A 26,110-nucleotide genomic window follows, 5' to 3' on the forward strand; every position below is an offset into this window, starting at 1 on the left:
ACAAAACCCCCGAGGGTCTTCACCCTCGGGGGGGCTGTGTTCATCCCCGCCGCCGGTCAGGTGCGGAACACGCCCAGGCCGCTCTTCAGGGCCCGCGCCGTATCGCCCAGCTCGGCAGCGGAGCGGTTGATGGCGTCCACATCCTGGCGGGTGTGCTCGAAGGCGTCGCGCATGCCACCCAGGCGCCCGGACATGTCGGCCACGGAGTGCTGGATATGCTCGCTGCTGGCCAGGGCCTGATCGACGGTGGTGCTCACCTGGCTCATCTGCTGCACCAGTGCGTCGAGCGTTTCCAGTGCCTCATCGGCGTCGCCGGCCAGCGCCCGCGAGCGCTCCGCCGTGCTGCCCATGCGCTGGGCGATCTGGCGGATGGCCTGGGTGACCTGGTCGATCACGCGCTGGGCGTCGGCCAGCACACTCTGGGTCTGACCGGCCAGCTTGCGCACTTCGTCCGCGACCACGGCGAAGCCACGGCCGGCCTCGCCTGCACGCGCGGCCTCGATGGCGGCGTTCAGCGCCAGCAGGTTGGTCTGCTCGGAGATGCCGGCAATCATCTGCAGTACCTGGCCGATCTGCTCCGCTTCGCGGCTCAGGCCATCCAGGTCGGACGCCAGTTCGACGTTGGCCGAGGTGCTGCCATGGACATCGCCGATCAGCCGTTGCAGTTCCTGGTGGGCGCGGCTCAGCTCGCCGCTGGCGCGCTCCAGGTTGGCGCGCACCGCCCCCGCCAGGCTGGAGGAATGCCCCGCCGCCTGCTGGATCGACTGGCCGTGCTGATCCACATCCGCCAGTTGATGGGCCGCCTGCTGGATCTGCCGGGTGATGTCGTCGGCACGCTGCAGGAAGGTCTCGGCCAGCTGCTGGTTGCAGTCGGCCATGCCCGAGGCGCCGGACAGGGTCTGCCGCAGGTCCTGCAGCAGGGAGGACAGGCGCGCGCCCATCTGCCCCAGTTCGTCGCCGCTGACCACCACCAGGGAGCGGGACAGGTCGCGGCTGTCGGCAATGTGGTTGAGCTGGCCGGTGAGTTGATGGATGGCGCGCACCAGCATGCGCGTGGCCAGCCAGGACAGCAGCAGACCGAAGCCGAGGGTGACCGCGCCGATCAGCAGCAGGCTGCGCAGGCTGTCGGCGATGGCCTGATCCAGGCTGGCCAGGGTGACGTCCACGCCCACCACGTAGGGCTGGCCGCTGGCGGTGTGCTGCGGCAGGAAGATCGAACGGAAGGTGCCGTAGCTGTCGGTGTATTCATCGAACTGCGGCTGGCCGCTGCGGGCCGCCCGGATCACCGCCGGGCTGGCGTCCTCGTAGTGCTCCAGGTGCTTGGCGTAGCTGTCCCCGGCGATGTCCTCGGTGCTGGCGCCGTCGGAGAGGTAGTAAACCTGGCCGCCGCTGTCGACCATCATGGTGTAGGCGAATTTCAGGTCCACCTCGGCGGCGTACTCGCCCAGGTTGCGCACCTGTTGCAGGTACTCCCCTTCCTTCAGGCCATCGGCGCTGCGGGCGCGGTCCAGGTAGTCACTCCCCAGCAGGCGCGGCACCGCATGGGCGGCCGCCCGCAAACGGTTGTCCATCTGCGCACGGATATCGATGGCTTTGACGTACTGGGCGTAGCTGATGAAGGTCGCGATGCTGATCAGGTTGACCAGGGTGAAAGCCAGCAGAATCTTGGTCTGCAGGCTGACGTTGCGCAGCAGCGGCATGAAGGGGATTCCGTTCGAGGTTCTGGTTCAGCCGCCGTTCTCCGCGGCTTTCCTCTTGTGTCGGAAACTCCGAAGAGAACTTTAGAGGCAGTCGGCCGGCTCCTGGCCTGAGGGGATGGGTGACGTCCTTGTCGCTTGATCGCATTCTGCCACTAGTTGTTCAGGCAACTCCACAGCTCAAAGCAATTCTCTTTCAGGCCGGTGGGAATGCCGGAACGTTTCGGCATCGTCCAGGGTGGTATCGAACAGCGGATCGTCCGGGTCGCGCTCCAATTCCAGGTCGACGCAATCAGGATCGATCAGCCAGCGCGGGAAGTCCGCCTGGCGAAGGGGGTCGTTTCCAGAAAGGCCGCTTCTTCGGTCACTGCCCATGCTGCACCTCATGAGACCAACAAGGTCTGTACCTATTGGAGTCGGCAGAGGATGGCGCCGTTCAAGGCCGTCGGTCGCCAGCCCCCCGGTTGCCGGACACCCGGTCGTCGCGGCCCGCTGAACGGCGAAGGCGCCAGCCTCTTTCGAGGCTGGCGCCCGGAATAAGAAATCGGGGTCGGTGGGAGGGCACCGGCCCCGGTGGACGATGCGGCGATGCGAGCAGGAATCGCAGCCCGGCCACAAGGGGTCTCCGTCTCCCGAACCGGCAAGAGGGAGTGCTAGGGAAAGGTGGCGCCGATGGGGGCCGGAGCCGGGTGGCGGATCAGTGACGGCGATCCGGCCTGACCAGGCCCAGTTTCTCGATTCGGTAACGCAGCATGTCCCGTGTCAGGCCCAGCAGGCGGGCGGACTTGGAGATGTTCCAGTCGGTCCGGTCGAGCATCCTGACGACCCTGTCCCGCTCGACTTCGGGCTCGGCGCCATGGCCATTGCCGCCGTTCCGGGCGTGGAACTGGCCAGAGGAATCGTCCACCAGGGTCGGGCAGATATGCAGCTGCGCGGCGGTCACCAGTTGCCCCTGGGCCAGCAGCACGGTCTGCTCCAGCATGTTGCGCAGCTCGCGTACATTGCCCGGCCAGCTGTAGCTGCGCAGCAGGTGCTCGGCTTCCGTGGAGAACTGCAGCCCCGGCTTGCCGTAGCGTTTGCCGTGCTGCGTGAGGAAATGCCGGGCCAGCAGCAGCACGTCGTCGCCACGGGCATACAGGCGCGGCACGCGGATGGCGATGATGCGCAGGCGGAAGAACAGGTCCCGGCGGAACTTGCCCTGCTGCACCATCTGCTCGAGGTTGCAGTTGGTGGCGCTGATGATGCGCAGGTTGACCCTGCGTTCCTTCACCGAACCGATACGGCGGATGGTGCGGTCCTCCAGCAACTTGAGCAGCTTGGCCTGGAGCTGCAGGTCCAGCTCGCCCACTTCATCGAGGAACAGCGTGCCGCCATCCGCCGCTTCCACCAGGCCGACGCGACGGTCCTTGGCATCGGTAAAGGCCCCCCGCTCGTGGCCGAACAGTTCGGCCTCCAGCAAGTGGGCAGGAATCGAGGCGCAGTTGAACTCGACAAAAGGCCCGCTGGCCCGCGCGCCCTCGAAGTGGAGGGCACGGGCGATCAGCTCCTTGCCGGTGCCGGTCTCGCCCTCGATCAGCACCGCCGGCAGGTTCTCGCCGACCATGCGCTCCTCGGCCGACAGCAACTGGCGCACCAGGGATTTCAGTTCGAGCATGGCCGGCGACTCGCCGATCAGCCCCGCCAGGCCGGCGTCCTGGGCCGCGCGGCTCTGGTAGAAGTCCAGCTTGTGCTCCAGGCGTTGGGCCTCCAGCGCCTTGTCCAGCAACAATTTCAGCTCGGCCAGGACCACGGGCTTGGTCACGTAGTGGAAGGCGCCGGCCTTCATCGCCTGCACGGCGTCCTCGATGTTGCCGTAGCCGGTCATCATGATCGGCTTGATCCGCGGCGCACGAGCGCTCACCTCGCGAATCAGGTCGTGGCCACTCATGCCCGGCAGGGAGTTGTCGGTGAGCAGGACATCGGGAACCTGGTCCTTCAACAGGTCCAGGGCCTCCTCGGCCGAATGGCACACCACGGCCTCGAAGTTCTTGCGTTCGAGGTAGGTCTGGATATTGCCGGCCAGAATCTCGTCGTCTTCGACGATCAGTACGCTGTGTTCCATTTAGAACCGCCCCCCGGCGACCTTGAAGTTGAGGCAGATGCGGGTGCCCTTGCGCTCACGACTGCTCAGGCTGACCTGGCCGCCGAAGCGTTCCATGATGCGTTTCGCCACCACCAGCCCCACGCCCAGGCCGCCTGGCTTGGTGCTGTAGTAGGGCTTGAAGGCCAGGGTTTCCTGCGTGCGGGTCATGCCCTGGCCGGTGTCGGTGATGGCCAGCAGCAGGCGCTTGCCGCTGTCGTCAGGCTTCACCTCGATGCGCAGCAATCCGCCGTTGGGCATGGCCTCGAGGGCGTTGGCGAACAGGTTGCTGAGGACCTGGGCCAGCAGCACCCGGTGACTGATCACCGCCGGCGCCGCTTCGGCCACGAACTCCACCCGCACCCCGGAACGGCGGATCTGCTGGTCGAAGCCGTGCAGCGCCGCGCTGATCACCGCGATCGGTTCCACCGCCTCGGGTTCCCCGGACGGCGGCCGCGCCGAGATCAGCAGCTCGCGCCCCCACGTCGACAGGCGATCCACCTGGCCGATGATGTCGGCGATGTTCTTGCGCGCCGGCGGCGGCACCCTGTCCTGGGCCAGCTCCGCACTGGAACGGATGGCGGCCAGCGGGTTGCGCAGGCCGTGGGCCACGGCGGAGGACATTTCCCCCAGGGCGACGAAGGTTTCATCGGCGACCCGCTGGCTCTGCTGCCGGGCCACCAGGCCCGAGGCGCGCCGCACGCTCCCGTAGAGGCCGACGTAGATCAGCCCGCCGGCAACGCTGGTGGCCAGCCAGATCAGCGCGAAACCGCGCTGGATGCGCAGCACCAGGTCCTGGGGCTCCTTGTAGATTTCCACCACCGAGGCCACGTTCCCGGCATCGTCCAGGAGCGGGATGTAGTTCTCGATGAACAGGGTGCGCGGCGCGCGGATGAACTTCTGCTCGGTGCGGCCAGCGGTGACCTCGTCATAGCTGGAGGCCACCTGGACGGTTGAAGAGAAGGCCTTCTCCAGGTCCTGGTTGCCGGACATGTCCTTGCCCACCAGGGTGGGGTTGGTGGACCAGACGATCACCCGGTCGGCGCCGTAGATATTGGCCAGCAGGGCGTCCGGCAGCATGGAGATGTGGTCGAGGAATTCGCTGCGCGCCTGTTGCCGCGCCTCCAGCATGCTCTGTGGATGGTGGCCGTCCTGGCGGTCATCCAGCAGCTCGCCCATGGTCATGCTCGCCGGCAGCGCCATGTGGCGGACCTCGGTCGAAGCGATGGACTGGATGAACTGTGAACTCAGCATGGCGTCGCGCTCGATACTCTCGGTCACCACGAAACGGGTGGAGATGATCCCCAGGCCGATGGCCACGCTGGCAATCACCCCCAGGCTCGCCAGCGAAAGCCAGCGCTGCAGGTTGAAGGGCGGGGGCGGCGAATCGCCCGTCTTGCCGGTTGCGTACCGATCCCAGATCACCGACAGAGCGCTCATGGAAGCTTTCCTAATGCGTTGCGTGATGGGTTCTACCCGTCGTGCCAACCGGGCGGCCTTGGACAATGGTGTCGGTGCATAAAGCAGGCCGCTTCTGCCAGGCCCACCGGAAAGGCCCGCCGCAGACGGTCTCCCCGGCCTCCTGCCCCTTTCGCCCGCATGGCGGATAGCCCCGGATTCACCCAGCTATGGGGGGGCATCCCCACCTTCGCGGCTGCCGTTGCGCAATGTCCGCCGGAGCCGAGGCCCTTTCGGGCAACGGTCTTGATGGACGATTCAGGCAGGCGGGTGCGCTGGCGGCGCGGAATGGTGGACAACCGGGGGAGGTGAGCGTGGCCCTGCCGAGCGGGATCGGTCAGTCACGGCCGGGGCGGATTCGATTAGGAGAGGTGCGCTGTTCAGGACCGCGCTCGGCAAACGCTTGGCGGTCTGATGGTCACGGCGGTGTGGTTTCCGAGGGGTGAGAATTCAGGCGCGGCACTGTCCCCGTATCTGGGGATTGCCCCCCACTAGCGGGGTCGTTTCGCGTCAGCCAGCAGACGCTTGTAGTGACCCAGCACACTGGGCACATAGCGCTGCGTTTCCGGGTTGGGAGGAATGGCGCGACCGTAGGCGAGTACGGTTCCGGGTCCGGCGTTGTATGCGGCCAGGGCCAGGGTCAGGTTGTTGTCGAACATGTCCATCAGGCTCTTGATGTAGCGCGCCCCGCCCCGGACATTGGCGACCGGGTCGAACACGTCCCGGACGCCCAGATGGCGCGCGGTCTTCGGCATCAATTGCATCAGCCCGGCCGCGCCCATGGGCGAAACCGCCTTCGGGTCGTAGTTGGATTCGGTCTTGATCATCGCGTGCAGGAGCTCGGTCGGCAGGTCGTACTCGAAGGCCGCTTGCGCCACGATCAGCGCATAGCGTGGGGCCGACTTGTGCGGCGGCTTGTTCAGCGCCGTGTACGGGCGCCTGACCCTGGGCTTCATCACGTTCGGCGCCCAGGCCAGCATCGGAGCCTCGCGGTGCGGGCGGACGCCTTTGTGGACAGAACGATGAACATTGGTGAGGGTGATGTGGCCGTCGACGGAGGTCACCTGATAGATATCGGCCTGGGCGCTGACGGCGCCGGTCGCGACGATGCTGAACAGCACCAGAGCGGGCACTTTCATCATGTTCTCTCCCTTCGGAGGGCTCGGCCCTTGGGGTTGTTGGGTGCTGTACGGTGAGCAAAGCACGTGCCGGAAAAGAACGCGCCGGTGTGCGTCGGTCGCCTCGCCCGCTCGTCGTGGTTACCCCTGCATGGCCGCCGCCACTGATGCTGCCCCGAAACCGAGGCTCGCATGACGACGAAACCCCCGCCCCAACTGGACTTCACCCTTCTCGAACGTCTGCCAATGCGGGTGAATTCCGTCCTTTTCGCCAGCATTGTGGCGCCAAACTATTTCCGTTAGCCGACCGTTCGTAGATGAATCTGCCCTGGCTCAGACCGAGATCTTTCATCCAGGAACCTGATATTCGCCGCCTGTTGAGTGGGGTCACTCGCACAGCGCCGAACAGGGCCTGGCGATGCGATCCAGAGCGGTCCGTGGCAATCCCCGGCTCATCCACTAGAGTTCCAGCAGCACCTTTCGACCCCTACGCCCAAGGAGGGCCTCATGCGCCTGTTCTGCGCCGCTGTCTCCCTGATCCTGCTCGCCGGCTGCTCGTCCTACCGCGCCGACTCCAACCAGATATCCCAGGTACCCGCCGACCGCCTGCTGGCCTTCCAGGAGCCGGTGCAGGGAGGTGGAAGGATAGTCGTGAACCGCGACATGGGTGGGCTCGGCAGCGGCTGCTACATCGCCGTGCATGTGGATCGCCAGTTGGCCGCGCGCATCGGCATCGGCGAAGTCGCCACCTTCGAAGTGCCGGCGGGGGATCGGATCATCGGTATCGGTCTCGATGAACAGGACGACACGCTCTGCTCCAAGGGGAGCCTGCGCCGCGAGAAGGCGGCCCATGTGGAGCCGGGCCAGAGCGAACATTTCCGCATCATCAGCGACAACCGCGAAGGCTTCGCCATCCGTGCAGAAGACGCTGACGTGAAGTAACGCGGCCGGCCCCTTGCGCCAGGTCTGGACCGTAGGGTGCGCTGCGCGCACCGATTCAGAGGTCGGACTGGGCACTACGTCCAACCACCGGTGCGCACGGCGCACCCTACGGGTTGGAGCCTGAGGGCGCGATTCGTAATAGGCAAAACCGGTGATTCAGGCGCAGGTTTCCCAGGCCCAAATGAAAGAGGCCGGCTCCGAGTACTGCTGAACTCGAATCCGGCCCGACGCTCAAGGCTGGCTTACAGTGAATCAACCCTTGCGCCTTCCCCTGTTACTGCTCGGAAAGGTCATTGGAGTGGGCTTCCCTGCGGTCTACTACCCCCGCCCCATACGGTTGTTGCCAGATTACTGCTACCGCAGGTTTGCGGGCTCCCGCCCATCAGCGTTTCGGCTCACTGGTCGGCGCGGAGCCAGGCACCTCGCCACTCGGCGGGCCTTTGCCACCGTTCACCCCCGACGGTAACCTGCGGCTTTTTGCGCGCCCGATCATGAGCCTCCACGATTTCTTCATCCTGCTGCTCGCCGGCTTCGCCGCTGGCGGCATGAATGCCCTCGCCGGTGGCGGTACCTTCTTCTCCTTTCCCGCCCTGCTCGCCACCGGCCTGCCGCCGGTGACCGCCAACGCCACCAATGCCGTGGCCCTGTGGCCGGCCAGCCTGACCGCCAGTTGGGCAGCGCGGGAGCAATTGCGCCCCCTGGGACGCTACGTGGTGCCGCTGGTGCTGGTGTCCCTGCTGGGCGGTCTCGGGGGCGGGCTGCTCCTGCTGGCCGGCGGTGACGAAATCTTTCGAAAGCTGATTCCCTGGCTGCTGCTGGCCGCCACCCTGCTGTTCGCCGCCAGCCCCTGGCTGAGCCGGCTGATCAACCGTCAGCACGGCGCAGGCGGCCTGCCGCCCCACGGCCCGGTCAGCCACCTCTCCCACAGCCTGGTGGCCCTCTACGGCGGCTACTTCGGCGCGGGCATGGGCATCCTGCAACTGGCGGCGTTCTCCATCGAAGGCCACCCGCTACTGCGAGCCAATGCCCTGAAGAACCTGCTGTCCAGCACCATCTACAGCGTCGCGGTGGTCACCTTCGTCGCCGCCGGCCGGGTCAGCTGGAGCGAACTCGCGGTGCTGCTGGCCGCTGCCAGCTGCGGTGGCTACGCCGGCGGCGCCCTGGCCCGGCGCCTGCCGACCCGTTGGTTGCGCTGGCTGGTGATTGGCGTGGGGGCCGGGATGACGGCCTATTACTTCGCCACCACCTGAGCCCCGTGCGCGTCTGTGGGGGGCTGTTCGTAGGATGTGGTGGAGCTTGCGATACCCATCACCGGTGGAATCGATGGGTATCGCTCCGCTCCACCCATCCTACGGGTTGAACCCGGCAACCATCCGCCCCCTTCATTTGCGGCGCAGGGTGCGGCTCTGCTAGTGTCGCGCCCGATTTGACCTCCGCGAGACAGCAGCATGGCCCGCAAGAAAGCCACCCCCGATTTCGAACAGTCCCTCGCCGACCTGCAGGCCCTGGTGGAACGCCTGGAAAGCGGCGAGCTGTCGCTGGAGGACTCCCTCAGCGCCTTCGAACAAGGCATCCGCCTGACCCGGGAATGCCAGTCCGCGCTGAACCAGGCCGAGCAGAAAGTGCAAATCCTGCTGGAGCGCGACGGTCAACTGGAAGAAGCGCCATTCGACGCGGATGAGCAAGCATGATTTCCAGCTATCAGGCCCGCTGTCAGCAGCGCGTGGACGCGGCCCTCGAAGAGCTGTTCACCGCTCCGCTCGCCCCGCTGGAACGTCTCTACCAGGCCATGCGCTACAGCGTGGTGAACGGCGGCAAGCGCGTGCGCCCGCTGCTGGTCTACGCCGCCTGCGAAGCCCTGGGCGGTGACGTGGCCCGCGCCGATGGCGCGGCCTGCGCGGTGGAGCTGATTCATGCCTATTCCTTGGTCCATGACGACCTGCCGGCCATGGACGACGACGACCTGCGCCGGGGCCAGCCCACCACCCATATCGCCTTCGACGAGGCCACCGCCATCCTTGCCGGCGACGGCCTGCAGACGCTGGCTTTCGAAGTGCTGGCCGACGCCCAGCGCAACCCGCACGACGCCGAAACCCGCCTGGCCATGATCGCCAGCCTCGGTCACGCCGCCGGCCCCGCCGGCATGGTGGGTGGCCAGGCCATCGACCTCGGCTCGGTAGGCCTCAAGCTCGACCAGGCCGCCCTGGAAACCATGCACCGGCACAAGACCGGCGCCCTGATCGAAACCAGCGTGCGTCTCGGCGCCCTGGCCAGCGGTCATGCCAACCCCGCCGCCCTGGCAGCCCTGCGGATCTATTCCCGCGCCGTCGGCCTGGCCTTCCAGGTGCAGGACGACATCCTCGACGTGGAAAGCGATACCGCCACCCTCGGCAAGACCCAGGGCAAGGACCAGGCCCACGACAAGCCCACCTACCCCGCCCTGCTCGGCCTCGACAACGCCAAGGCCTACGCCCTGGAGCTGCGCGACCAGGCCCTGAACGCCCTCGCCAGTTTCGGCGAGTCCGCCGAGCCCCTGCGCGCCCTGGCCCGCTACATCGTCGAACGCCGCAGCTGAGCCCCTTTTCCGGCCTGTGCCGATTTCGTCACGGGCCGGAACGAAATCCCTCAAGCCGCCGATCGGCTTCCGACGCCACCCTTGCAGAAAATTCCAACCGCAAGGGCAGGCTCCCATGAAACGAATCCGCGTCATCGACTCCCATACCGGCGGCGAGCCGACCCGCCTGGTAACCGAGGGTTTTCCGGACCTTGGGCGCGGCAGCATGGCCGAGCGACGCCGGCTTCTCGCCGAGCAATTCGATGACTGGCGCGCCGCCACCGTGCTCGAACCCCGGGGCAGCGACGTCCTGGTAGGCGCCCTGCTCTGCGAGCCGCAGGACCCGACCGCCTGTGCCGGAGTCATCTTTTTCAACAACACCGGTTACCTCGGCATGTGCGGCCACGGCACCATCGGCCTGGTGGCCTCCCTCGCCCACCTCGGCCGCATCCAGGCCGGCGTGCACCGCATCGAAACCCCGGTGGGCACCGTGGAAGCCACCCTGCACGCGGACGGCTCCGTCAGCGTGCGCAACGTGCCCGCCTACCGCTACCGCAAGGACGTGCGCCTGGAGGTGCCGAGAATCGGGCAGGTGGTCGGCGATATCGCCTGGGGCGGCAACTGGTTCTTCCTCATCGCCGACCATGGCCAGCGCGTCGCCAGCGATAACCTCGATACCCTCACCGCCTACACCTGCGCCGTGAAGCAGGCCCTGGAAGACCAGGGCATCCGTGGCGAAGACGGCGGCGAGATCGACCACATCGAGCTCTTCGCCGACGACCCACGGGCCGACAGCCGCAACTTCGTGCTCTGCCCCGGCAAGGCCTACGACCGCTCCCCCTGCGGGACCGGCACCAGCGCCAAACTGGCGTGCCTGGCCGCCGACGGCAAACTGGGCGAAGGCCAGACCTGGCGCCAGGCAAGCGTGATCGGCAGCGAGTTCGAAGGCAGCTTCCAGTGGCAGGACGGCGGCCGAATCATCCCCACCATCCGTGGCCGCGCCCATATCAGTGCGGAAGCCACCCTGCTGCTGGACAGCGACGATCCCTTCGCCTGGGGCATCCGCCTGTGACGGCAGAGGTCATCGTCATCGGCGCCGGCATCGTCGGCGCCGCCTGCGCCCATGAACTGGCTCGACGCGGGTTGCGTGTGCGGGTACTGGACAGCCAACTGGGCGGTGCCACCGGCGCCGGCATGGGCCACCTGGTGGCCATGGACGACAACCCGGCGGAACTGGCCCTGAGTGGCTGGTCCCTGGCGCTCTGGCGCGAACTGACGCCACGAATGGACGACGGCTGCGCCTACCGCAATTGCGGGACCCTCTGGCTGGCCGCCAACGAAGCGGAAATGGCCGAGGCCGAACGCAAGGCCGCCCGCCTGCGGGAACAGGGCGTCACCTGCGAGATGCTCGACGCCGCCCGGCTGAAGGCCACGGAGCCGGCCCTGCAGCACGGTCTGCTGGGGGCACTCAAGGTGGGGGGCGACGCCATCCTCTACGCCCCCAACGCCGCGCGCTGGCTCCTGCACGATGGCGGCCGCGCCATTACCCTGGAACACGCCCAGGTGGTGGCGGTGGAAGGCAACCGCGTCCGCCTGGAAGACGGCCGCAGATTGAGCGCGGACGCCGTGGTACTGGCCAACGGCATCCAGGCCACCACGCTCTGCCCCGGCCTGCCGATCCGTCCGAAGAAGGGCCACCTGCTGATCACCGATCGCTACCCCGGCACTGTCCACCACCAACTGGTGGAGCTGGGCTACGTCAGCAGCGCCCACGCCAGCGAAGGCACCTCGGTGGCCTTCAATGCCCAGCCACGCCCCACCGGACAAATCCTTCTGGGCTCCTCGCGCCAGTTCGACAGCCTCGACCCGCAGGTGGAAGGACCGGTGCTGGCCCGCATGCTCGCCCGCGCCCTGGACTACCTGCCCGGCTTGGCCGAACTCAACGCCATCCGCAGCTGGACCGGCTTCCGTGCCGCCACCCCGGATGGCCTCCCCATCATCGGCGAACACCCGGAACAACCCGGCCTCTGGCTCGCCGTCGGCCACGAGGGCCTGGGCGTCACCACCGCACCGGCCACCGCGCGCCTGCTGGTGGCCGGACTGCTGGACGAGCGCCTGCCCCTGGCCGGCGACAGCTATGCCCTGCAGCGTTTCAGCCGAACCGCCCACCCCGTCGGAGCGCAAGGATGATCGAACTCACTCTCGATGGCCGCCGCCTGCGGCTGGCCGAAGGCACCACCGTCGCCGCCGCCTTGGCCCTGGGTGGCGACGGCTGCAGCCGCACCTCCGTCAGCGGTCAGCGGCGGGCGCCGTTCTGCGGCATGGGCATCTGCCAGGAATGCCGGGTCAGCATCGACGGCCAGCGCCGCCTGGCCTGCCAGACCCTCTGCCGCGACGGCATGCAGGTGGAGACCCGGCCATGACATTGGACCTGCTCATCATTGGCGCCGGCCCCGCCGGCATGGCCGCCGCCCTGGCGGCCGCTCCCAGCGGCGCCCGCATCGCCGTGCTGGACGACAACCCCGCCCCCGGCGGGCAGATCTGGCGCGACGGCCCGCAGGCGCACCTGCCCGAGATCGCCCGGAAGCAGCGCCGGTCCCTGGCGGAACAGGACAACATCCAGGTCTTCTGCGGCACCCGCGTGGTGGCCGTCGCCGGCCACAAGCGGCTGCTGGTGGAGGATGCCGAGCGCGGCTGGGTGATCGAGTACGACAAGCTGATCCTCTGCACCGGCGCCCGCGAACTGCTACTGCCCTTCCCCGGCTGGACCTTGCCCGGCGTCACCGGCGCCGGCGGCCTCCAGGCGCTGGTCAAGGGCGGCCTGCCGGTGGCCGGCGAGCGCCTGGTGATTGCCGGCAGCGGCCCACTGCTGCTGGCCAGCGCTGCCACGGCTCGCGCCGCTGGCGCCAGGGTGCTGCACATCGCCGAGCAGGCATCGTTCGCGGCCCTGGCCGGCTTCACCGCGAGCCTGCCGCGCTGGCCGAACAAACTCTGGCAGGCCGTGATGCTGTTCGACCGCCATTACCGCCCCGACAGCCACGTCCTCGCCGCGCTGGGCACGGACCGCCTCGAAGCCGTACGCCTCCGGCAGGGTGACAAAGTGCTGGAACTGGCCTGCGATCGCCTGGCCTGCGGCTTCGGCCTGATCCCCAACACCCAGCTCGGCCAGGCCCTGGGCTGCCGTATCGAGCATCAGGCCATCGCGGTCGATGCCTGGCAGGCCAGCAGCCTGGCCGACCACTTCGCCGCCGGCGAATGCACCGGCTTCGGCGGCAGTGAACTGGCCCGCGTCGAAGGGGCCATTGCCGGTCATGCTGCCGTGGGTGATCACGACAAGGCCGGTGCCCTCTGGCCCCAGCGGTACCGCTGGCAGGCCTTTGCCGACCAGTTGGCGAAAAGCTTCAGCCTCTCCTCTCGACTGCGGGACCTGCCCCAGCCCGACACCCTGGTCTGTCGCTGCGAAGACGTGCCCTACCAGGCCCTCCAGGGCAGCGACGGCTGGACCGACGCCAAGCTCCACAGCCGCTGCGGCATGGGCGCCTGCCAGGGCCGCGTCTGCGGTGCCGCCGGCCAGTTCCTGTTCGGCTGGACACCCCCCGCGCCACGGCCGCCGCTGTCGCCGGCGCGCGTTGAAACCCTGCTCTGCCTGGAACTGGAGGGGGGAGGATCGTAGGGTGGGTCACGCTTCATCGACCCACCATCGCCGCTGGAACGTAGGCCTGCCGGTGGATGTAAAAAGCGACATCCACCCTACGGACTGGAACCGCCGCAGCGGGAACGTACGCCTGCCGGCGGATGTAAAAAGCGACATCCACCCAATGGACTGACCTTGTAGGATGACAACGTCAACGGAGGCATATTGCGTCATGAAGCTTGAACACCTTCCCACCGCCCGCAACCTGCCCACGCTGCTCGACAGCCTGGAGCAGATCGCCCCGCTGCTGGATGCCATGCCCGGTGTGGTGTTCTTCATCAAAGACCCGCAGGCGCGCTATGTGCTGGTCAACCAGACCCTGGCCCAGCGCTGTGGCCTGAAGAGCAAGGACGCCCTGCTCGGGCGCACCGCCGAAGAGGTGTTCCCCACGCGCTTCGGGCCGTATTACACCGAGCAGGACCGCCGCGTGCTGAACGGTGGCGAGCCGCTCAGCGACCAGTTGGAGTTGCACCTCTACCCCGGCCGGCAGCCCGGCTGGTGCCTGACCCACAAGCTGGCGCTGCGCGACATGCAACAGCGGGTGATCGGCATGGCCGGCATTTCCTACGACCTGCAAGCCGCGCAGTCCAGCCACCCCGCCTATCAGCGGTTGGCCGCGGTGGACGCCTACATCCGCGAGCACTACGCCGATTCCATCAGCCTGGAGCAGTTGACCGTCATCGCGGGCCTGTCGGTCGCGCAGCTGGAGCGCCTGTGCAAGCGCATCTTCCAGCTCACCCCGCGACAGATGATCCACAAGGCGCGCCTGGGCGCCGCCAGCCAATTGCTCGCCGGCGACCTGCCCATCACCGACATCGCCCTCAGCTGCGGCTACACCGACCACAGCGCCTTCAGCCGCCAGTTCAAGGCCCTCACCGGCCTGTCCCCCAGCCAGTACCGCGACACCTGCCGCGCCTGATCCGCCCGCCCCTACCGCTCTAGCCACCGGCATGGCCGCCCCGCGCGCCAGGCCGGTCCGTGCTCGCCCGCTGGACAGTCCGCTGTGCTGATTTCGTCACGACGCCGCCGGAAATCCATCAAGCCGCAACCGGCCCTCCAAGGCGACGCTTGAGCCATCGATTCGACTTCAGGAGTCCAGCCGAAGAACGCCGTTCCGGGAGAAAGCGACACCCGTTCCAACCCCACCCGTAGCACCTACACACACGACTTACGAGGCCCACGATGAACAACAATAAAGCCCTTGTCCTGACCCTCAGTGCTGTACTTGGCTCGACCCTGGCGCTCACCGCGCAGGCTGACAAACTCGACGACATCATCGAATCCGGAAAGCTGCGCTGCGCGGTCACGCTCGACTTCCCGCCCATGGGTTTCCGTGACGAAAACAACGCCCCGGCCGGCTTCGATGTCGATTACTGCAACGACCTCGCGAAAACCCTGGGCGTGGAAGCCGAAGTGGTCGAAACGCCCTTCCCCGACCGCATTCCCGCACTGGTTTCCGGCCGCGCCGACGTGATCGTCGCCTCCACCTCCGACACCCTGGAACGCGCCAAGACGGTCGGCCTGACCATCCCTTACTTCGCCTTCCAGATGGTAGTGCTGACCCGCGACAACGCCGGCATCAAGGGCTACGACGACCTCAAGGGCCGCTCCGTCGGCGGGCCGGCCGGCACCTACGAAGCCATCGCCCTGGAGAAAGACGTCAAGCAGTGGGGAAATGACAAGGGCGCCTTCCACGCCTACCAGTCGCTGGCCGACGCCGTGCTTGCCCTGAGCCAGGGGCAGATCGACGCCACCACCGTGACCTCCACCGTTGCGTCCTCGCTGATCAAGTCCGGCAAGTACAAGGGCCTGACCATCGCCGGCACCGCGCCGTATGACATCGATTACGTCTCCCTGGGCGCCAAGCGCAGCGAGTACGGCCTGCTCAACTACCTCAACCTGTTCGTCAACCACCAGGTGCGCTCCGGCCGCTACCAGGAACTCTTCACCCAGTGGGTCGGCGGCGATGCGCCGGTGCTGACCGCCAACGGCGTTTACCGCTGACCGGTTGTTTTCCAACCGTCTGCCAAGCGCTAGGAACCGGCCGGTGGCGCAGCCCCGGCCCGGCTCCAGAGAGGAGTTTCAGATGTTCGATTACACCTTTCACTGGCGATCCGCCTTCCTCGCCCTGCCGGAAATGCTCGGGGGCGCCCTGGTAACCCTGGAGATCGCCGTCGTGTCGATGCTGCTCGGCACGGCCATCGCCATCGGCCTCGCCCTCGGCCAGCAATCCGGCAGCCGCCCGGTCAAGGCGGTCGCCACGGCCTGGGTCTCCATCGCCCGCAATACCCCGGCGCTGTTCCAGGTCTACATCCTGTACTTCGGGCTGGGCGCCTTCGGCCTGCACATGGGGTCCTGGGCCGCGTTGCTGGCCGGCATCACCTTCAACAATGCCGGCTACCTGGCCGAGACCTTCCGTGGCGGGCTCAACGCCGTGCCCCATACGCAAATGCGCGCGGCGCGCTCGCTGGGCATGGGTGCCTTCCAGGCCTACCGGCTGGTGGTGATCCCGCAGCTCCTGCGGGTGGTGTTCTACCCACTGACCAACCAGATGGTCTGGGCGCTGCTGATGACCTCGCTGGGCGTGGTGGTCGGCATGACCAGCGACCTCACCGGCGTTACCCAGGCGCTGAACGTGAAGACCTTCCGCACCTTCGAGTACTTCGCCCTGGCCGCCGCTCTCTACTTCGTCCTCGCCAAGCTGATCGTCCTCGGGGCGCGGCTGATGGCCTGGCGCCTGTTCCGCTACTGAGGAGCCCGGCATGTATAGCTCTAGCTTTACCTGGAACGACATGCAGTTCCTTCTCCAGGGCGCCTGGACGACCCTCACGCTGACCGCCTGGGCCATGCTCATCGGCACGCTGCTGGGCGTTCTCTGCGGCCTGATCCGCGCCCTGCTGCCGCGCGCCAGCCTGCCGCTGGCCTGGGTACTGGACGTGTTCCGCAGCGTGCCGCTGCTGATCCAGTTCGTCCTGCTCAATGCCTTCAAGACCATCATCGAGCTGGACTGGACGGCCTTCACCGTGGCCTGCGTGGTGCTCGGCACCTACGCCACCGCCTACTGCGCGGAGATCGTCCGGGGCGGCGTGCTGGCGGTGCCGCAGTCGACCCGCCGCGCAGCCCGCTCACTGGGCATGAGCCATACCCAGGACCTGCTGCACATCGTCCTGCCCATGGCCACGCGCGTCGCCTTCCCCGGCTGGATCAACCTGACCCTGGCGGTCATGAAGGACACCTCGCTGGTGCTGTGGATCGGCATCGTCGAGCTGCTGCGCGCCTCGCAAACCATCGTCACCCGGCTGCAGGAGCCGCTGTTCGTGCTCGGCATCGCCGGCCTCATCTACTTCGTCATGAGCCTGGTGATCGCCCGCCTGGGCACCCAGCTGGAAAAAAGGTGGCAGGAAAATGATTGAGATCGACAACGTGCACAAATCCTTCGGCGCACTCGATGTGGTCAAGGGCGTCAGCCTGACCGTGAACAAGGGCGAGGTGGTTTCGATCATCGGCGGCTCCGGTTCCGGCAAGTCGACCCTGCTGATGTGCATCAACGGCCTGGAGCCGATCCAGGGCGGGCAGATTCGCGTGGACGGCACGGAGGTCCACGCCAAGGGCACCGACCTGAACAAGCTGCGTCAGAAGATCGGCATCGTCTTCCAGCAGTGGAACGCCTTTCCGCACCTGACCGTGCTGGAGAACGTGATGCTGGCCCCGCGCAAGGTGCTCGGAAAGAGCCGCGAGGAGGCCGAGGAGGTCGCCGTGCGCCAGCTGACCCACGTCGGCCTCGGCGACAAGCTCAAGGTCTTCCCCAACAAACTCTCCGGCGGCCAGCAGCAACGCATGGCGATTGCCCGCGCGCTGGCCATGTCGCCGGACTACATGCTGTTCGACGAAGCCACCTCGGCGCTGGACCCGCAGCTGGTGGGCGAAGTGCTGGACACCATGCGCATGCTCGCTGCCGAAGGCATGACCATGGTGCTGGTGACCCACGAAATCCGCTTTGCCCGTGATGTGTCGGACCGCGTGGCGTTCTTCCGCAACGGCCGCATCCACGAGATCGGCTCGCCGGAGCAGGTGATCGGCGCGCCGCAACTGCCCGAAACCGCTGACTTCCTGAAATCGGTGAACTGACATGCGCAGCTCGAAAATCATTCATGTAGTCAGTTGCCACGCCGAAGGCGAAGTGGGCGATGTGATCGTCGGCGGCGTCGCACCGCCGCCCGGCGCCACCCTCTGGGAGCAATCGCGCTGGATCGCCCAGGATGAAACCCTGCGCAACTTCGTCCTCAACGAACCGCGCGGCGGCGTGTTCCGTCACGTCAACCTGCTGGTGCCGGCCAAGGACCCACGGGCGCAGATGGCCTGGATCATCATGGAGCCGGCGGACACGCCGCCCATGTCCGGGTCCAACTCGCTGTGCGTCGCCACCGTGTTGCTGGACAGCGGCATCCTGCCGATGACCGAACCACAAACCCGCCTGGTGCTGGAAGCGCCCGGCGGGCTGATCGAAGTCACCGCCAACTGCCGCGATGGCAAGGCCGAGCGCGTGACCGTGCGCAACGTCCCTTCCTTCGCCGACAAGCTGGACGCCTGGATCGAAGTGGAAGGCATCGGTTCACTGCGGGTGGATACCGCCTATGGCGGCGACAGTTTCGTCATCGCCGACGCCAAGGGCCTGGGCTTCGCCCTGGCTGCCGATGAGGCCGCCGACCTGGTGGCCACCGGCCTGAAGATCACCCACGCGGCGAACGAGCAGTTGGGCTTCGTCCACCCGCTCAACCCGGATTGGGACCACATTTCCTTCTGCCAGATAGCCGCTCCCGTCACCCGCGAGCAGGGCATCGCAGGCGCGGCCAACGCCGTGGTCATCCGCCCCGGCAAGATCGACCGCTCGCCCTGCGGCACCGGCTGTTCAGCGCGCATGGCGGTGCTGCACGCCAAGGGCCAGCTGGAGCTGGACGAAGCCTTCATCGGCCGCTCCATCATCGGCTCGCAATTCCATTGCCGCCTCGAAGCCGTGACCGAGGTCGCCGGGCGCACCGCGATCATCCCCAGCATCAGCGGGCGCGCGTGGGTCACCGGCACTCACCAGCACCTGCTCGACCCCGGTGACCCCTGGCCCGGTGGCTACCGGCTCTCCGACACCTGGCCGCGCGACAGGGAGGGCGGCGCCACCCAGTAATGCGCCCCACACAACACCCCGAACCCCTGATCCACCACAGCGCCCATCGTGGCGGGCGCGAACGGATTCGGCTGGCCGCCGCTGCTGCTGGCGAGCCGAACCCCACCCATAAGAACGGAGTTACCCATGAGCAAGAAGGTCAACTGGAGCGGCGTATTCCCCGCAGTCACCACCCAATTCAACAGCGATTTCTCGGTGAACCTGGAGGAAACCCACAAGGTCATTTCCAACCTGGTGCGCGATGGCGTGTCCGGTCTGGTGGTGTGCGGCAGCGTCGGCGAAAACACCTCGCTGACCATCGAAGAGAAAATGGCCGTCACTGAAGTCGCCAAGGACGCCTCCGGCGGCCGCGTCCCGGTGATCTGCGGCATCGCCGAGTTCACCAGCGCCGGCGCCGCCAAGGTGGCCAGGGCCGTGGAGCAGGTCGGCGTCGACGGCATCATGGTGATGCCCGCGCTGGTGTACTCCTCCAAGCCCCATGAAACCGCCGAGCACTTTCGCAGCGTGGCGCGTGGCACCGACCTGCCGGTGATGGTTTACAACAACCCGCCCATCTACAAGAACGACGTCACTCCGGAAATCCTCATCTCCCTGGCCGACTGTGAAAACATCGTCTGCTTCAAGGACAGCTCCGGCGACACCCGCCGCTTCATCGACGTGCGCAATGAAGTGGGCGACCGCTTCATCCTCTTCGCCGGCCTCGACGACGTGGTGCTGGAGAGCATCGCCGTGGGCGCCCAAGGCTGGATCTCCGGCATGTCCAACGTATTCCCCAAGGAAGGCGAGACCATCTTCCGCCTGGCCAAGGCCGGTCGCTTCGCCGAAGCCATGCCGATCTACGAATGGCTGATGCCGATCCTCCACCTCGACGCCCGCCCGGACCTGGTGCAGTGCATCAAGCTCTGTGAAGAGATCGCCGGCCGTGGCAGCGCCCTGACCCGCCCGCCGCGCCTGGCCCTGCAAGGCGCCGACCGCGAGCACGTGGAGCGCATCATGGCCAAGGCCCTGGCCAACCGTCCGCACCTGCCGGACGTGGGTCTCTGAAGGAACAGCCGGCAGACCTGGTGCTGCCGGCTCCCTCCGCGCCCGCTTCGCCCTATTCCCCTACCCCGATGCCGAATTCGGCACAGCCCGGCATCAGGCGACCGACCCGCGCAGCGCTTGGGAATCCGGCTCTCGCGGCGCTGCCAGCAGCTTCAGGCGCACCAGCAGCCAGGGCATCACTGCGGCGACGAACAGCCCCATCACCAGACCGCGAATGCCCTGCCAGAGCTGCGGATCGAACGGCCAGGCCGTCCCGGCCAGCTTCAGCACCTTCTGCAACAGGATGAACGCCACGGCGCCAAGGGTGGCGGCCAGCAGCCGGCGCCAGACGACGACGTCGGCGGAGAACACCATCTGCCGGTAGCCGAACAGCACGCCGACCATCATCCCGGCCAGCAGCGGCACGTAGCTCGGCGGTACGCCCGGCCAGGTCAGCCAGGCGGTCGCGAAGACCAGCAGGATCAGCGCCAGGTGCCAGAGCCCGTGGGCCTCGCGCCACCCGCTCCAGTGCCGCACCCGGGCGAACGCCAGCAACGTGCCGGCGCCCAGCAGCGCACCACCCAGCACGTCTTCCACATCATGGGCCCCCAGGTAGAGGCGGCTGAAGATGATCCCGGCCACCACCACAGCGCAGACCGCCCAGACCCAGGCTCGTCGGACCTCGAAGGCCAGCCACAGCCAGATCACCACGGCGATCTGCGCGTGGCCGCTGGGCAAGCCGAAGCTGTCACCCACCTCGTGGTCCATGCGCAGGGCGATGTCCGGGCGTGGGTCCTGCCAGTAATCCTTGAGCCAGGCGTTGAGCAGCGCGGTGACCGCCACCAGCACCAGCAGGCGCAGGAACACGCCGCGGTTCCAGACCCAGTAGCCCAACGGCAGGAAGAACAGGATGAACTTCTCGTAGCCCAGCAGAGTGAAGAAACGCATTACCGGGGTCAGCGTGTCGCTACGCAGGGGCAACACCCAGTCCAGGCTGTGCAGCAGCTCGTTCATGGACGGTCCTTGGGAATAAATGAAGGCGCCACAGATACTGCAGCGCCCCGGCCGGGGACAAGGGCCGATTCGGACAATCCGTGTCACCGGATCATCAATCGCCATGAAAGACGGGTATTTGGCGCGGCACAGTGGGCTGCGACAGGGGCCTGGAGGGTCTTCCCGACCAAAAGGTCAGCCGCCAACTGACACCACGTCTTGGGCAGCGAAAGGCGCATCAGGTAAACTGCGCCATCTTTTTTTGCCTATAACGATTCGCCTGATGCCCACGACGTTCCACGAGATTCCCCGCGAACGCCCTGTCACGCCCCTGCTTGACCGCGCGGCGACGCCGGACGAGCTGCGCCGGCTTGGCGAGGCGGAGCTGGAAACCCTGGCCGACGAACTGCGCCAGTACCTGCTCTACACCGTCGGCAAGACCGGCGGGCACTTCGGCGCTGGCCTCGGCGTGGTGGAACTGACCATCGCCCTGCACTACGTCTACGACACACCCGATGACCGGCTGGTCTGGGACGTGGGCCACCAGGCCTATCCCCACAAGATCCTCACCGGCCGCCGCGAGCAAATGGGCACCCTGCGCCAGAAGGACGGCATCGCCGCCTTCCCGCGCCGCGTGGAAAGCGAGTACGACACCTTCGGCGTCGGCCACTCCAGCACCTCCATCAGCGCCGCGCTGGGCATGGCGATCGCCGCCCGCATGCAGGGCTCCAGCCGCAAGTCCATCGCCGTGATCGGCGACGGCGCGCTGACCGCCGGCATGGCCTTCGAGGCGCTGAACCATGCCTCGGACGTGCAGGCCGACATGCTGGTGATCCTCAACGACAACGACATGTCGATCTCCCGCAACGTGGGTGGTCTGTCCAACTACCTGGCGAAGATCCTCTCCAGCCGCACCTACGCGAGCATGCGCGAAGGCAGCAAGAAGGTGCTCTCGCGCCTGCCCGGCGCCTGGGAAATCGCCCGCCGCACCGAGGAATACGCCAAGGGCATGCTGGTCCCCGGCACCCTGTTCGAGGAACTGGGCTGGAACTACATCGGCCCCATCGACGGCCATGACCTGCCCACCCTGGTGGCCACCCTGCGCAACATGCGCGACCTCAAGGGCCCGCAGTTCCTCCACGTGGTGACCAAGAAGGGCAAGGGCTTCGCCCCGGCGGAAGCCGACCCCATCGGCTACCACGCCATCACCAAGCTGGAGCCGATCAACGCCCCGGCCGCGCCGAAGAAGCCCTCCGGCCCGAAGTACTCCAGCGTCTTCGGCCGCTGGCTGTGCGACATGGCCGGGCAGGACCCGCGCCTGGTGGGCATCACCCCGGCGATGAAGGAAGGCTCCGACCTGGTGGCCTTCGCCGACCGTTTCCCCGATCGCTACTTCGACGTGGCCATCGCCGAGCAGCACGCCGTGACCCTGGCGGCCGGCATGGCCTGCGACGGCGCCAAGCCGGTGGTGGCGATCTATTCCACCTTCCTCCAGCGCGGTTATGACCAGCTGATCCACGACGTGGCGGTGCAGAACCTCGATGTGCTCTTCGCCATCGACCGCGCCGGCCTCGTGGGCGAAGACGGCCCGACCCACGCCGGCAGCTTCGACCTCTCCTACCTGCGCTGCATCCCCGGCATGCTGGTGATGACCCCCAGCGACGAGAACGAACTGCGCCTGCTGCTCACCACCGGCTACCACTTCGAAGGCCCGGCGGCGGTGCGCTACCCGCGCGGCAGCGGCCCCAACGCGCCCATCGACCCGGCCCTGGCGCCGGTGGAAATCGGCAAGGGCGTGGTGCGCCGCAAGGGCGCCAAGGTCGCCATGCTGGTGTTCGGCGTGCAACTGGCCGACGCCCTGCAAGTGGCCGAAGGGATGGATGCCACGGTGGTCGACATGCGCTTCGTCAAACCCCTGGACGAAGCCCTGGTGCGCGAGCTGGCCGGCAGCCACGAGCTGCTGGTGACCATCGAGGAGAACAGCGTGATGGGTGGCGCCGGCGCCGCCGTCAGCGAGTTCCTGGCCCGCGAAAACCTGCTCAAGCCCGTACTGCACCTGGGCCTGCCGGACTACTACGTCGAGCATGCCAAGCCGGCGCAAATGCTCGCCGAGTGCGGCCTGAACGCAGCCGGTATCGAGGCGTCGATCCAGAAGCGGCTTGCCCTGATGGGCCAGTGATCCGGCGTTCGACACGCTTCAAACAAAAGGCCCGGCAAATGCCGGGCCTTTTGCTTTGCGCCTGAGCGACGCGCCCTAGACCAGCGGTGGCAGGTCCAGGATTTCCGAGCATTCCAGCACCGAGCGGCGCTGGGTGTCGGCATACAGCTGCAGCTCATCCAGCACCGAAGCGCCCAGGGCGACATGGAATTCGGCCTGACTTGAGCTGATCCCGTAGCGGGATTGGGCGTTGTCGCCAAGGTTCGACTGGAAGATTCCAGCCGCGCTGACCGGCAGGAAGTCCTCGTAGACCAGCGGCTCGAAGCGCACATGACCCGCCTGGATCAGGCTTTCCAGATCGCGGGGGCGGACCACGTCGCTGCGCGCCGCGATGCCTTTCTCCGTCACGAAGTAGCGGAAGTACGCCAGGCCCTGGCTGCGCATTTCCTCAAGGCTGTCGGGGAAATCACGGAAGCAATTCTCCAGCAGCTCGCCGTAGCGCTCGGCATTGCGCTCGTTGGGGAGTTCCTTCAGCGCCGCGCGCGCCATGTCCAGCAAGGTGTCGTACAGGGCACGGCCCTTGGGCGTCAGGGCTGCACCGCGCTGCTCGATCTCACCGAAGCGGGCGGTGTGACTGCCCAGCGGGCCCTGCTGCCCCACGAAGGCGACCTTCTCCTGCAGCGCCTTGAAACTGGTCTGGCGCAACAGGATCGGGCATTTCCGGCGCGGCGGACCTTCCACCACTGCCTTCGGGGTGATGCCCCGCTGCGGCATGCCGTCCTGAATCTGGTCGATATCCAGGGTTCGCGGCGTCAGGTGATTGATGTGCGGGCCCTTGAATGCCACCACATCGGCGATCAGACGGTGCTGGTCGTGCAGTTGCTGGTATTCCTCGGCGGTCACCGTCGCCTCGGTGTGCCAGCGGAAGGTTTCCAGGGCTTCCTTCACGAACGCGTCGGCGTCCTCGCTGTTCAGCCCGCCATCGCGCTCGAACTGGGCGATCAGCTCGCGGGCACGCGCGGTGAAGATGTCGCGCTTGGCCAGGATGCGTGCGGCCAGTTCGCGCAGTTCGGCGTTGTCGATCAGTTCCAGGCGGAGCAGCGAGGTGAACACGCGGAACGGGCTGACCTGCAGTGCATCCTCGTGAACCGCGCGGAAAGCGGTGGAATGGACCGGCACGCCCGCGCTGCCAAGGTCGTAGTAACCCACCGGCTGCATGCCCATCACGGCGAACAGGCGGCGAATGGTGGAAAGCTCGTCGGCCGTGCCCACCCGGATCGCGCCGTGGCGCTCCATGGACAGCCGCTGGATTTCGCCGGTCCGCCGCAGGTGTTCCGCGACGTCAGGGGCCTCGGCCATGACCTTGTCGTTGATGTCCGCAACCAGCTGCAACAGGGTGCCGTAAAGGGGAACTTCTGTTTTGTACAGGTCGGACATGGCGCTGGAAAACCGCGCGCGAATGTCGTCCGGGCTTACGAACCCCTGCTTGGTCATGGTGCTGCGAACTCCCTTGGATCAACGAATCAACGGATTTGGGCGGGCCATGGGTGGCGCCAGCCTGGAGGCGATTCTGCTCGGCTTCGGCGGCGTCGACAAACGACATATCTTCTGCACTTGATTCCTCCAGGGAATGAAGTCGCCCCACAAAAAGGGCGAGTCTGACGGGGCCTGCCCGCGCGACATTCCGTTGTGGAATGACATTCAGAGGATATTTCGGTTGTCCTGACCCTCCCGGACCCGCTAAACAGTCGTTCAGCTAGCACTAGACGGATGAGTCCTGCCCGCCGGGTTCGAGGACACCATCGACAGGATCGACTGATGAACACCCATTTCCTCAAGACCTACTACGAAGCCACGGTCGAGCAACCGTCCTACCCGACGCAATCCGGCCGCACCGATACCCGCGTGTGCATCCTCGGCGGCGGCCTGGCCGGCCTCTCCACGGCCCTCGGCCTGGCCGAACGCGGTGTCACCGATGTGGTGGTGCTGGAGTCCCACCGTATCGGCCACGGCGCCTCGGGGCGTAACGGCGGCTTCGTCTTCGGCGGCTACAGCCTGGGCAATTCCGACCTGCTCGCCAGCCTCGGCGCGCAGGAAGCACGCCGCCTGTACCAACTGACCCTCGATGCAGTCGGCCTGATCCGCCAGCGCGTCCAGCACTACGGCATCGACTGCGACCTGGTGGACAAGGGCGTGATCCTCGCCAACTGGTTCAACGATCCGGCCCGGCTGGAAACCCCGCGCCAGCTGATGAAGGAGGCCTACGGCGTGAACTGGGAATACGTCCCGGCCGGCCAACTGAAGGAGCAACTGAAGACCGAGCGCTATTTCGGCGGCCTGCTGGAGCGCAACGCCTTCCACTTCCACCCGCTCAAGTACGTCTGCGGCGTGGCACGCACCGTCACCGATCTTGGGGTGAAAATCTTCGAACAATCCCCCGCGCTGGCCATCGAGAAACGCCAGGGCAAATACGTGGTGCAGACCGAAGGCGGTGAAGTGCATGCCGAACACGTGGTGTTCTCCGGCGGCGGCTACGCGCGCGGCCTGTACCGCCCGGTGGAACGCGCAGTGCTGCCCATCGCCACCTATGTGGTAGCCACCGAGCCCCTGGGCGATCGCCTGAAGGACGCCATCAACTGCGAATCGGCGGTCTACGACACGCGCTTTGCCTTCGACTACTACCGGCCGCTGCAGGACAGCCGGATTCTCTGGGGCGGCCGGATCTCCATCCTCGACCGCGGCCCGGAAGCCATCGCCGGCCTGCTCAAGGCGGACCTGGTCTCTGTTTATCCCCAACTGGAAGACGTGGACATCCAGTACTCCTGGGGCGGGCTGATGAGCTACGGCCGCCACCAGATGGCCCAGATCGGCCAGGACGACGACGGCATCTGGCACGCCGTCGGTTTCGGCGGCCACGGCATGGCGCCCACCACCGTGGCCGGCGAAGTCCTGGCAGACGCCATCGCCAAGGCCACGCCAATCCCCGCCGGCTTCAAGAAATTCGGCCTGACCCGCACCTTCGGCCTCGCTGGAATGCTCGCCGCGCAGATGACCTACACCGCGTTCCAGGCGCGTGATGCGTTCGATGCCAAGCGGTTGAACCGTTGAATCTTGATGGGTATCGCTTCGCTCCACCCATCATTCCGCGCAAGACGCGGAAATTTCCCAAACCCAT

24 protein-coding genes are annotated in these 26,110 nt (G+C 66.9%); 17 read left to right on the top strand and 7 right to left on the bottom strand.

Features of this window, described 5'->3' with window-relative positions; all coding sequences use genetic code 11:
* Window positions 1–56 precede the first annotated feature (56 nt).
* From TQ98_RS23390 to TQ98_RS23410, 5 genes are all read right to left on the bottom strand, one after another.
* A complete protein-coding gene (locus TQ98_RS23390; RefSeq protein ID WP_044873994.1) occupies window positions 57–1,700 on the bottom strand; it encodes a methyl-accepting chemotaxis protein in 1,644 nt (547 codons plus the stop codon).
* A gap of 177 nt (window positions 1,701–1,877) precedes the next feature.
* Complete coding sequence (locus TQ98_RS23395) at window positions 1,878–2,072, bottom strand: hypothetical protein (protein ID WP_044873993.1); 195 nt, start codon at window positions 2,070–2,072, stop codon at window positions 1,878–1,880.
* A 322-nt stretch (window positions 2,073–2,394) separates the two neighbouring features.
* Window positions 2,395–3,798, bottom strand: coding sequence for a sigma-54 dependent transcriptional regulator (locus TQ98_RS23400; RefSeq protein ID WP_044873992.1), 1,404 nt, complete (start codon window positions 3,796–3,798; stop codon window positions 2,395–2,397).
* Window positions 3,799–5,256: a HAMP domain-containing sensor histidine kinase gene (locus TQ98_RS23405; protein WP_044873991.1), complete on the bottom strand. Its 1,458-nt coding sequence runs from the start codon at window positions 5,254–5,256 to the stop codon at window positions 3,799–3,801.
* Window positions 5,257–5,765: 509 nt separating this feature from the next.
* Window positions 5,766–6,416 carry a lytic transglycosylase domain-containing protein gene (locus TQ98_RS23410; RefSeq protein WP_044873990.1) on the bottom strand — a complete coding sequence of 217 codons (651 nt, stop codon included), beginning with the start codon at window positions 6,414–6,416 and terminating at the stop codon, window positions 5,766–5,768.
* Window positions 6,417–6,899: 483 nt separating this feature from the next.
* Between TQ98_RS23410 and TQ98_RS23415 the strand changes: the two genes are divergently transcribed.
* The 15 genes from TQ98_RS23415 (at window position 6,900) to TQ98_RS23485 (ending at window position 19,805) form a co-directional block, all read left to right on the top strand.
* Window positions 6,900–7,334, top strand: coding sequence for a 3-isopropylmalate dehydratase (locus tag TQ98_RS23415; protein ID WP_044873989.1), 435 nt, complete (start codon window positions 6,900–6,902; stop codon window positions 7,332–7,334).
* Between the two features lie 491 nt (window positions 7,335–7,825).
* On the top strand, window positions 7,826–8,584 hold the full coding sequence (locus TQ98_RS23420; protein ID WP_044873988.1) for a sulfite exporter TauE/SafE family protein: 759 nt from the start codon (window positions 7,826–7,828) through the stop codon (window positions 8,582–8,584).
* Between the two features lie 198 nt (window positions 8,585–8,782).
* Window positions 8,783–9,025: an exodeoxyribonuclease VII small subunit gene (locus TQ98_RS23425; protein WP_044873987.1), complete on the top strand. Its 243-nt coding sequence runs from the start codon at window positions 8,783–8,785 to the stop codon at window positions 9,023–9,025.
* The gene (gene ispA / locus TQ98_RS23430; RefSeq protein WP_044873986.1) at window positions 9,022–9,909 is read left to right on the top strand and encodes a (2E,6E)-farnesyl diphosphate synthase; all 888 of its coding nucleotides are present in this window, start codon (window positions 9,022–9,024) and stop codon (window positions 9,907–9,909) included. The genes TQ98_RS23425 and ispA overlap by 4 nt, the downstream gene beginning before the upstream one ends.
* A gap of 115 nt (window positions 9,910–10,024) precedes the next feature.
* Entirely contained in the window at window positions 10,025–10,960 is a 936-nt protein-coding gene (locus TQ98_RS23435; RefSeq protein ID WP_044873985.1) for a 4-hydroxyproline epimerase, read from the top strand.
* Window positions 10,957–12,078: an FAD-dependent oxidoreductase gene (locus TQ98_RS23440; RefSeq protein WP_044873984.1), complete on the top strand. Its 1,122-nt coding sequence runs from the start codon at window positions 10,957–10,959 to the stop codon at window positions 12,076–12,078. The genes TQ98_RS23435 and TQ98_RS23440 overlap by 4 nt, the downstream gene beginning before the upstream one ends.
* Window positions 12,075–12,311, top strand: a complete 237-nt coding sequence (locus tag TQ98_RS23445) for a (2Fe-2S)-binding protein (protein ID WP_044873983.1) — start codon at window positions 12,075–12,077, stop codon at window positions 12,309–12,311. Before TQ98_RS23440 ends, TQ98_RS23445 begins: the two co-directional genes overlap by 4 nt.
* Window positions 12,308–13,561 (top strand): FAD/NAD(P)-binding oxidoreductase, encoded by a 1,254-nt coding sequence (locus TQ98_RS23450; RefSeq protein WP_044873982.1) that lies wholly within the window; start codon window positions 12,308–12,310, stop codon window positions 13,559–13,561. Before TQ98_RS23445 ends, TQ98_RS23450 begins: the two co-directional genes overlap by 4 nt.
* 193 nt (window positions 13,562–13,754) lie before the next feature.
* On the top strand, window positions 13,755–14,501 hold the full coding sequence (locus TQ98_RS23455) for an AraC family transcriptional regulator (RefSeq protein ID WP_177410195.1): 747 nt from the start codon (window positions 13,755–13,757) through the stop codon (window positions 14,499–14,501).
* A 263-nt stretch (window positions 14,502–14,764) separates the two neighbouring features.
* Window positions 14,765–15,586, top strand: coding sequence for a transporter substrate-binding domain-containing protein (locus TQ98_RS23460; RefSeq protein WP_103103069.1), 822 nt, complete (start codon window positions 14,765–14,767; stop codon window positions 15,584–15,586).
* 82 nt (window positions 15,587–15,668) lie between these two features.
* Entirely contained in the window at window positions 15,669–16,334 is a 666-nt protein-coding gene (locus TQ98_RS23465; RefSeq protein ID WP_044873978.1) for an amino acid ABC transporter permease, read from the top strand.
* Window positions 16,335–16,344: 10 nt separating this feature from the next.
* On the top strand, window positions 16,345–16,995 hold the full coding sequence (locus TQ98_RS23470; RefSeq protein ID WP_044873977.1) for an amino acid ABC transporter permease: 651 nt from the start codon (window positions 16,345–16,347) through the stop codon (window positions 16,993–16,995).
* Complete coding sequence (locus TQ98_RS23475) at window positions 16,988–17,710, top strand: amino acid ABC transporter ATP-binding protein (protein WP_044873976.1); 723 nt, start codon at window positions 16,988–16,990, stop codon at window positions 17,708–17,710. Before TQ98_RS23470 ends, TQ98_RS23475 begins: the two co-directional genes overlap by 8 nt.
* Window position 17,711: 1 nt before the next feature.
* Window positions 17,712–18,761 carry a proline racemase family protein gene (locus TQ98_RS23480; RefSeq protein WP_044873975.1) on the top strand — a complete coding sequence of 350 codons (1,050 nt, stop codon included), beginning with the start codon at window positions 17,712–17,714 and terminating at the stop codon, window positions 18,759–18,761.
* 126 nt (window positions 18,762–18,887) lie between these two features.
* Complete coding sequence (locus tag TQ98_RS23485; protein ID WP_044873974.1) at window positions 18,888–19,805, top strand: dihydrodipicolinate synthase family protein; 918 nt, start codon at window positions 18,888–18,890, stop codon at window positions 19,803–19,805.
* 93 nt (window positions 19,806–19,898) lie between these two features.
* Here the strand turns inward: TQ98_RS23485 and TQ98_RS23490 are convergent, their stop codons facing one another.
* A complete protein-coding gene (locus TQ98_RS23490) occupies window positions 19,899–20,798 on the bottom strand; it encodes a phosphatase PAP2 family protein (RefSeq protein ID WP_052659227.1) in 900 nt (299 codons plus the stop codon).
* Window positions 20,799–21,060: 262 nt separating this feature from the next.
* Between TQ98_RS23490 and dxs the strand changes: the two genes are divergently transcribed.
* Window positions 21,061–22,956 (top strand): 1-deoxy-D-xylulose-5-phosphate synthase, encoded by a 1,896-nt coding sequence (gene dxs / locus TQ98_RS23495; protein ID WP_103103071.1) that lies wholly within the window; start codon window positions 21,061–21,063, stop codon window positions 22,954–22,956.
* Between the two features lie 75 nt (window positions 22,957–23,031).
* On the opposite strand, the gene TQ98_RS23500 is transcribed toward dxs, so the two are convergent.
* Complete coding sequence (locus tag TQ98_RS23500) at window positions 23,032–24,429, bottom strand: VOC family protein (protein WP_044873971.1); 1,398 nt, start codon at window positions 24,427–24,429, stop codon at window positions 23,032–23,034.
* A 324-nt stretch (window positions 24,430–24,753) separates the two neighbouring features.
* Between TQ98_RS23500 and TQ98_RS23505 the strand changes: the two genes are divergently transcribed.
* On the top strand, window positions 24,754–26,043 hold the full coding sequence (locus TQ98_RS23505; protein ID WP_044873970.1) for an FAD-binding oxidoreductase: 1,290 nt from the start codon (window positions 24,754–24,756) through the stop codon (window positions 26,041–26,043).
* The last annotated feature ends 67 nt before the right edge of the window (window positions 26,044–26,110 follow it).

Source organism: Pseudomonas sp. LFM046 (assembly GCF_000949385.2).
GTDB lineage: Bacteria > Pseudomonadota > Gammaproteobacteria > Pseudomonadales > Pseudomonadaceae > Metapseudomonas.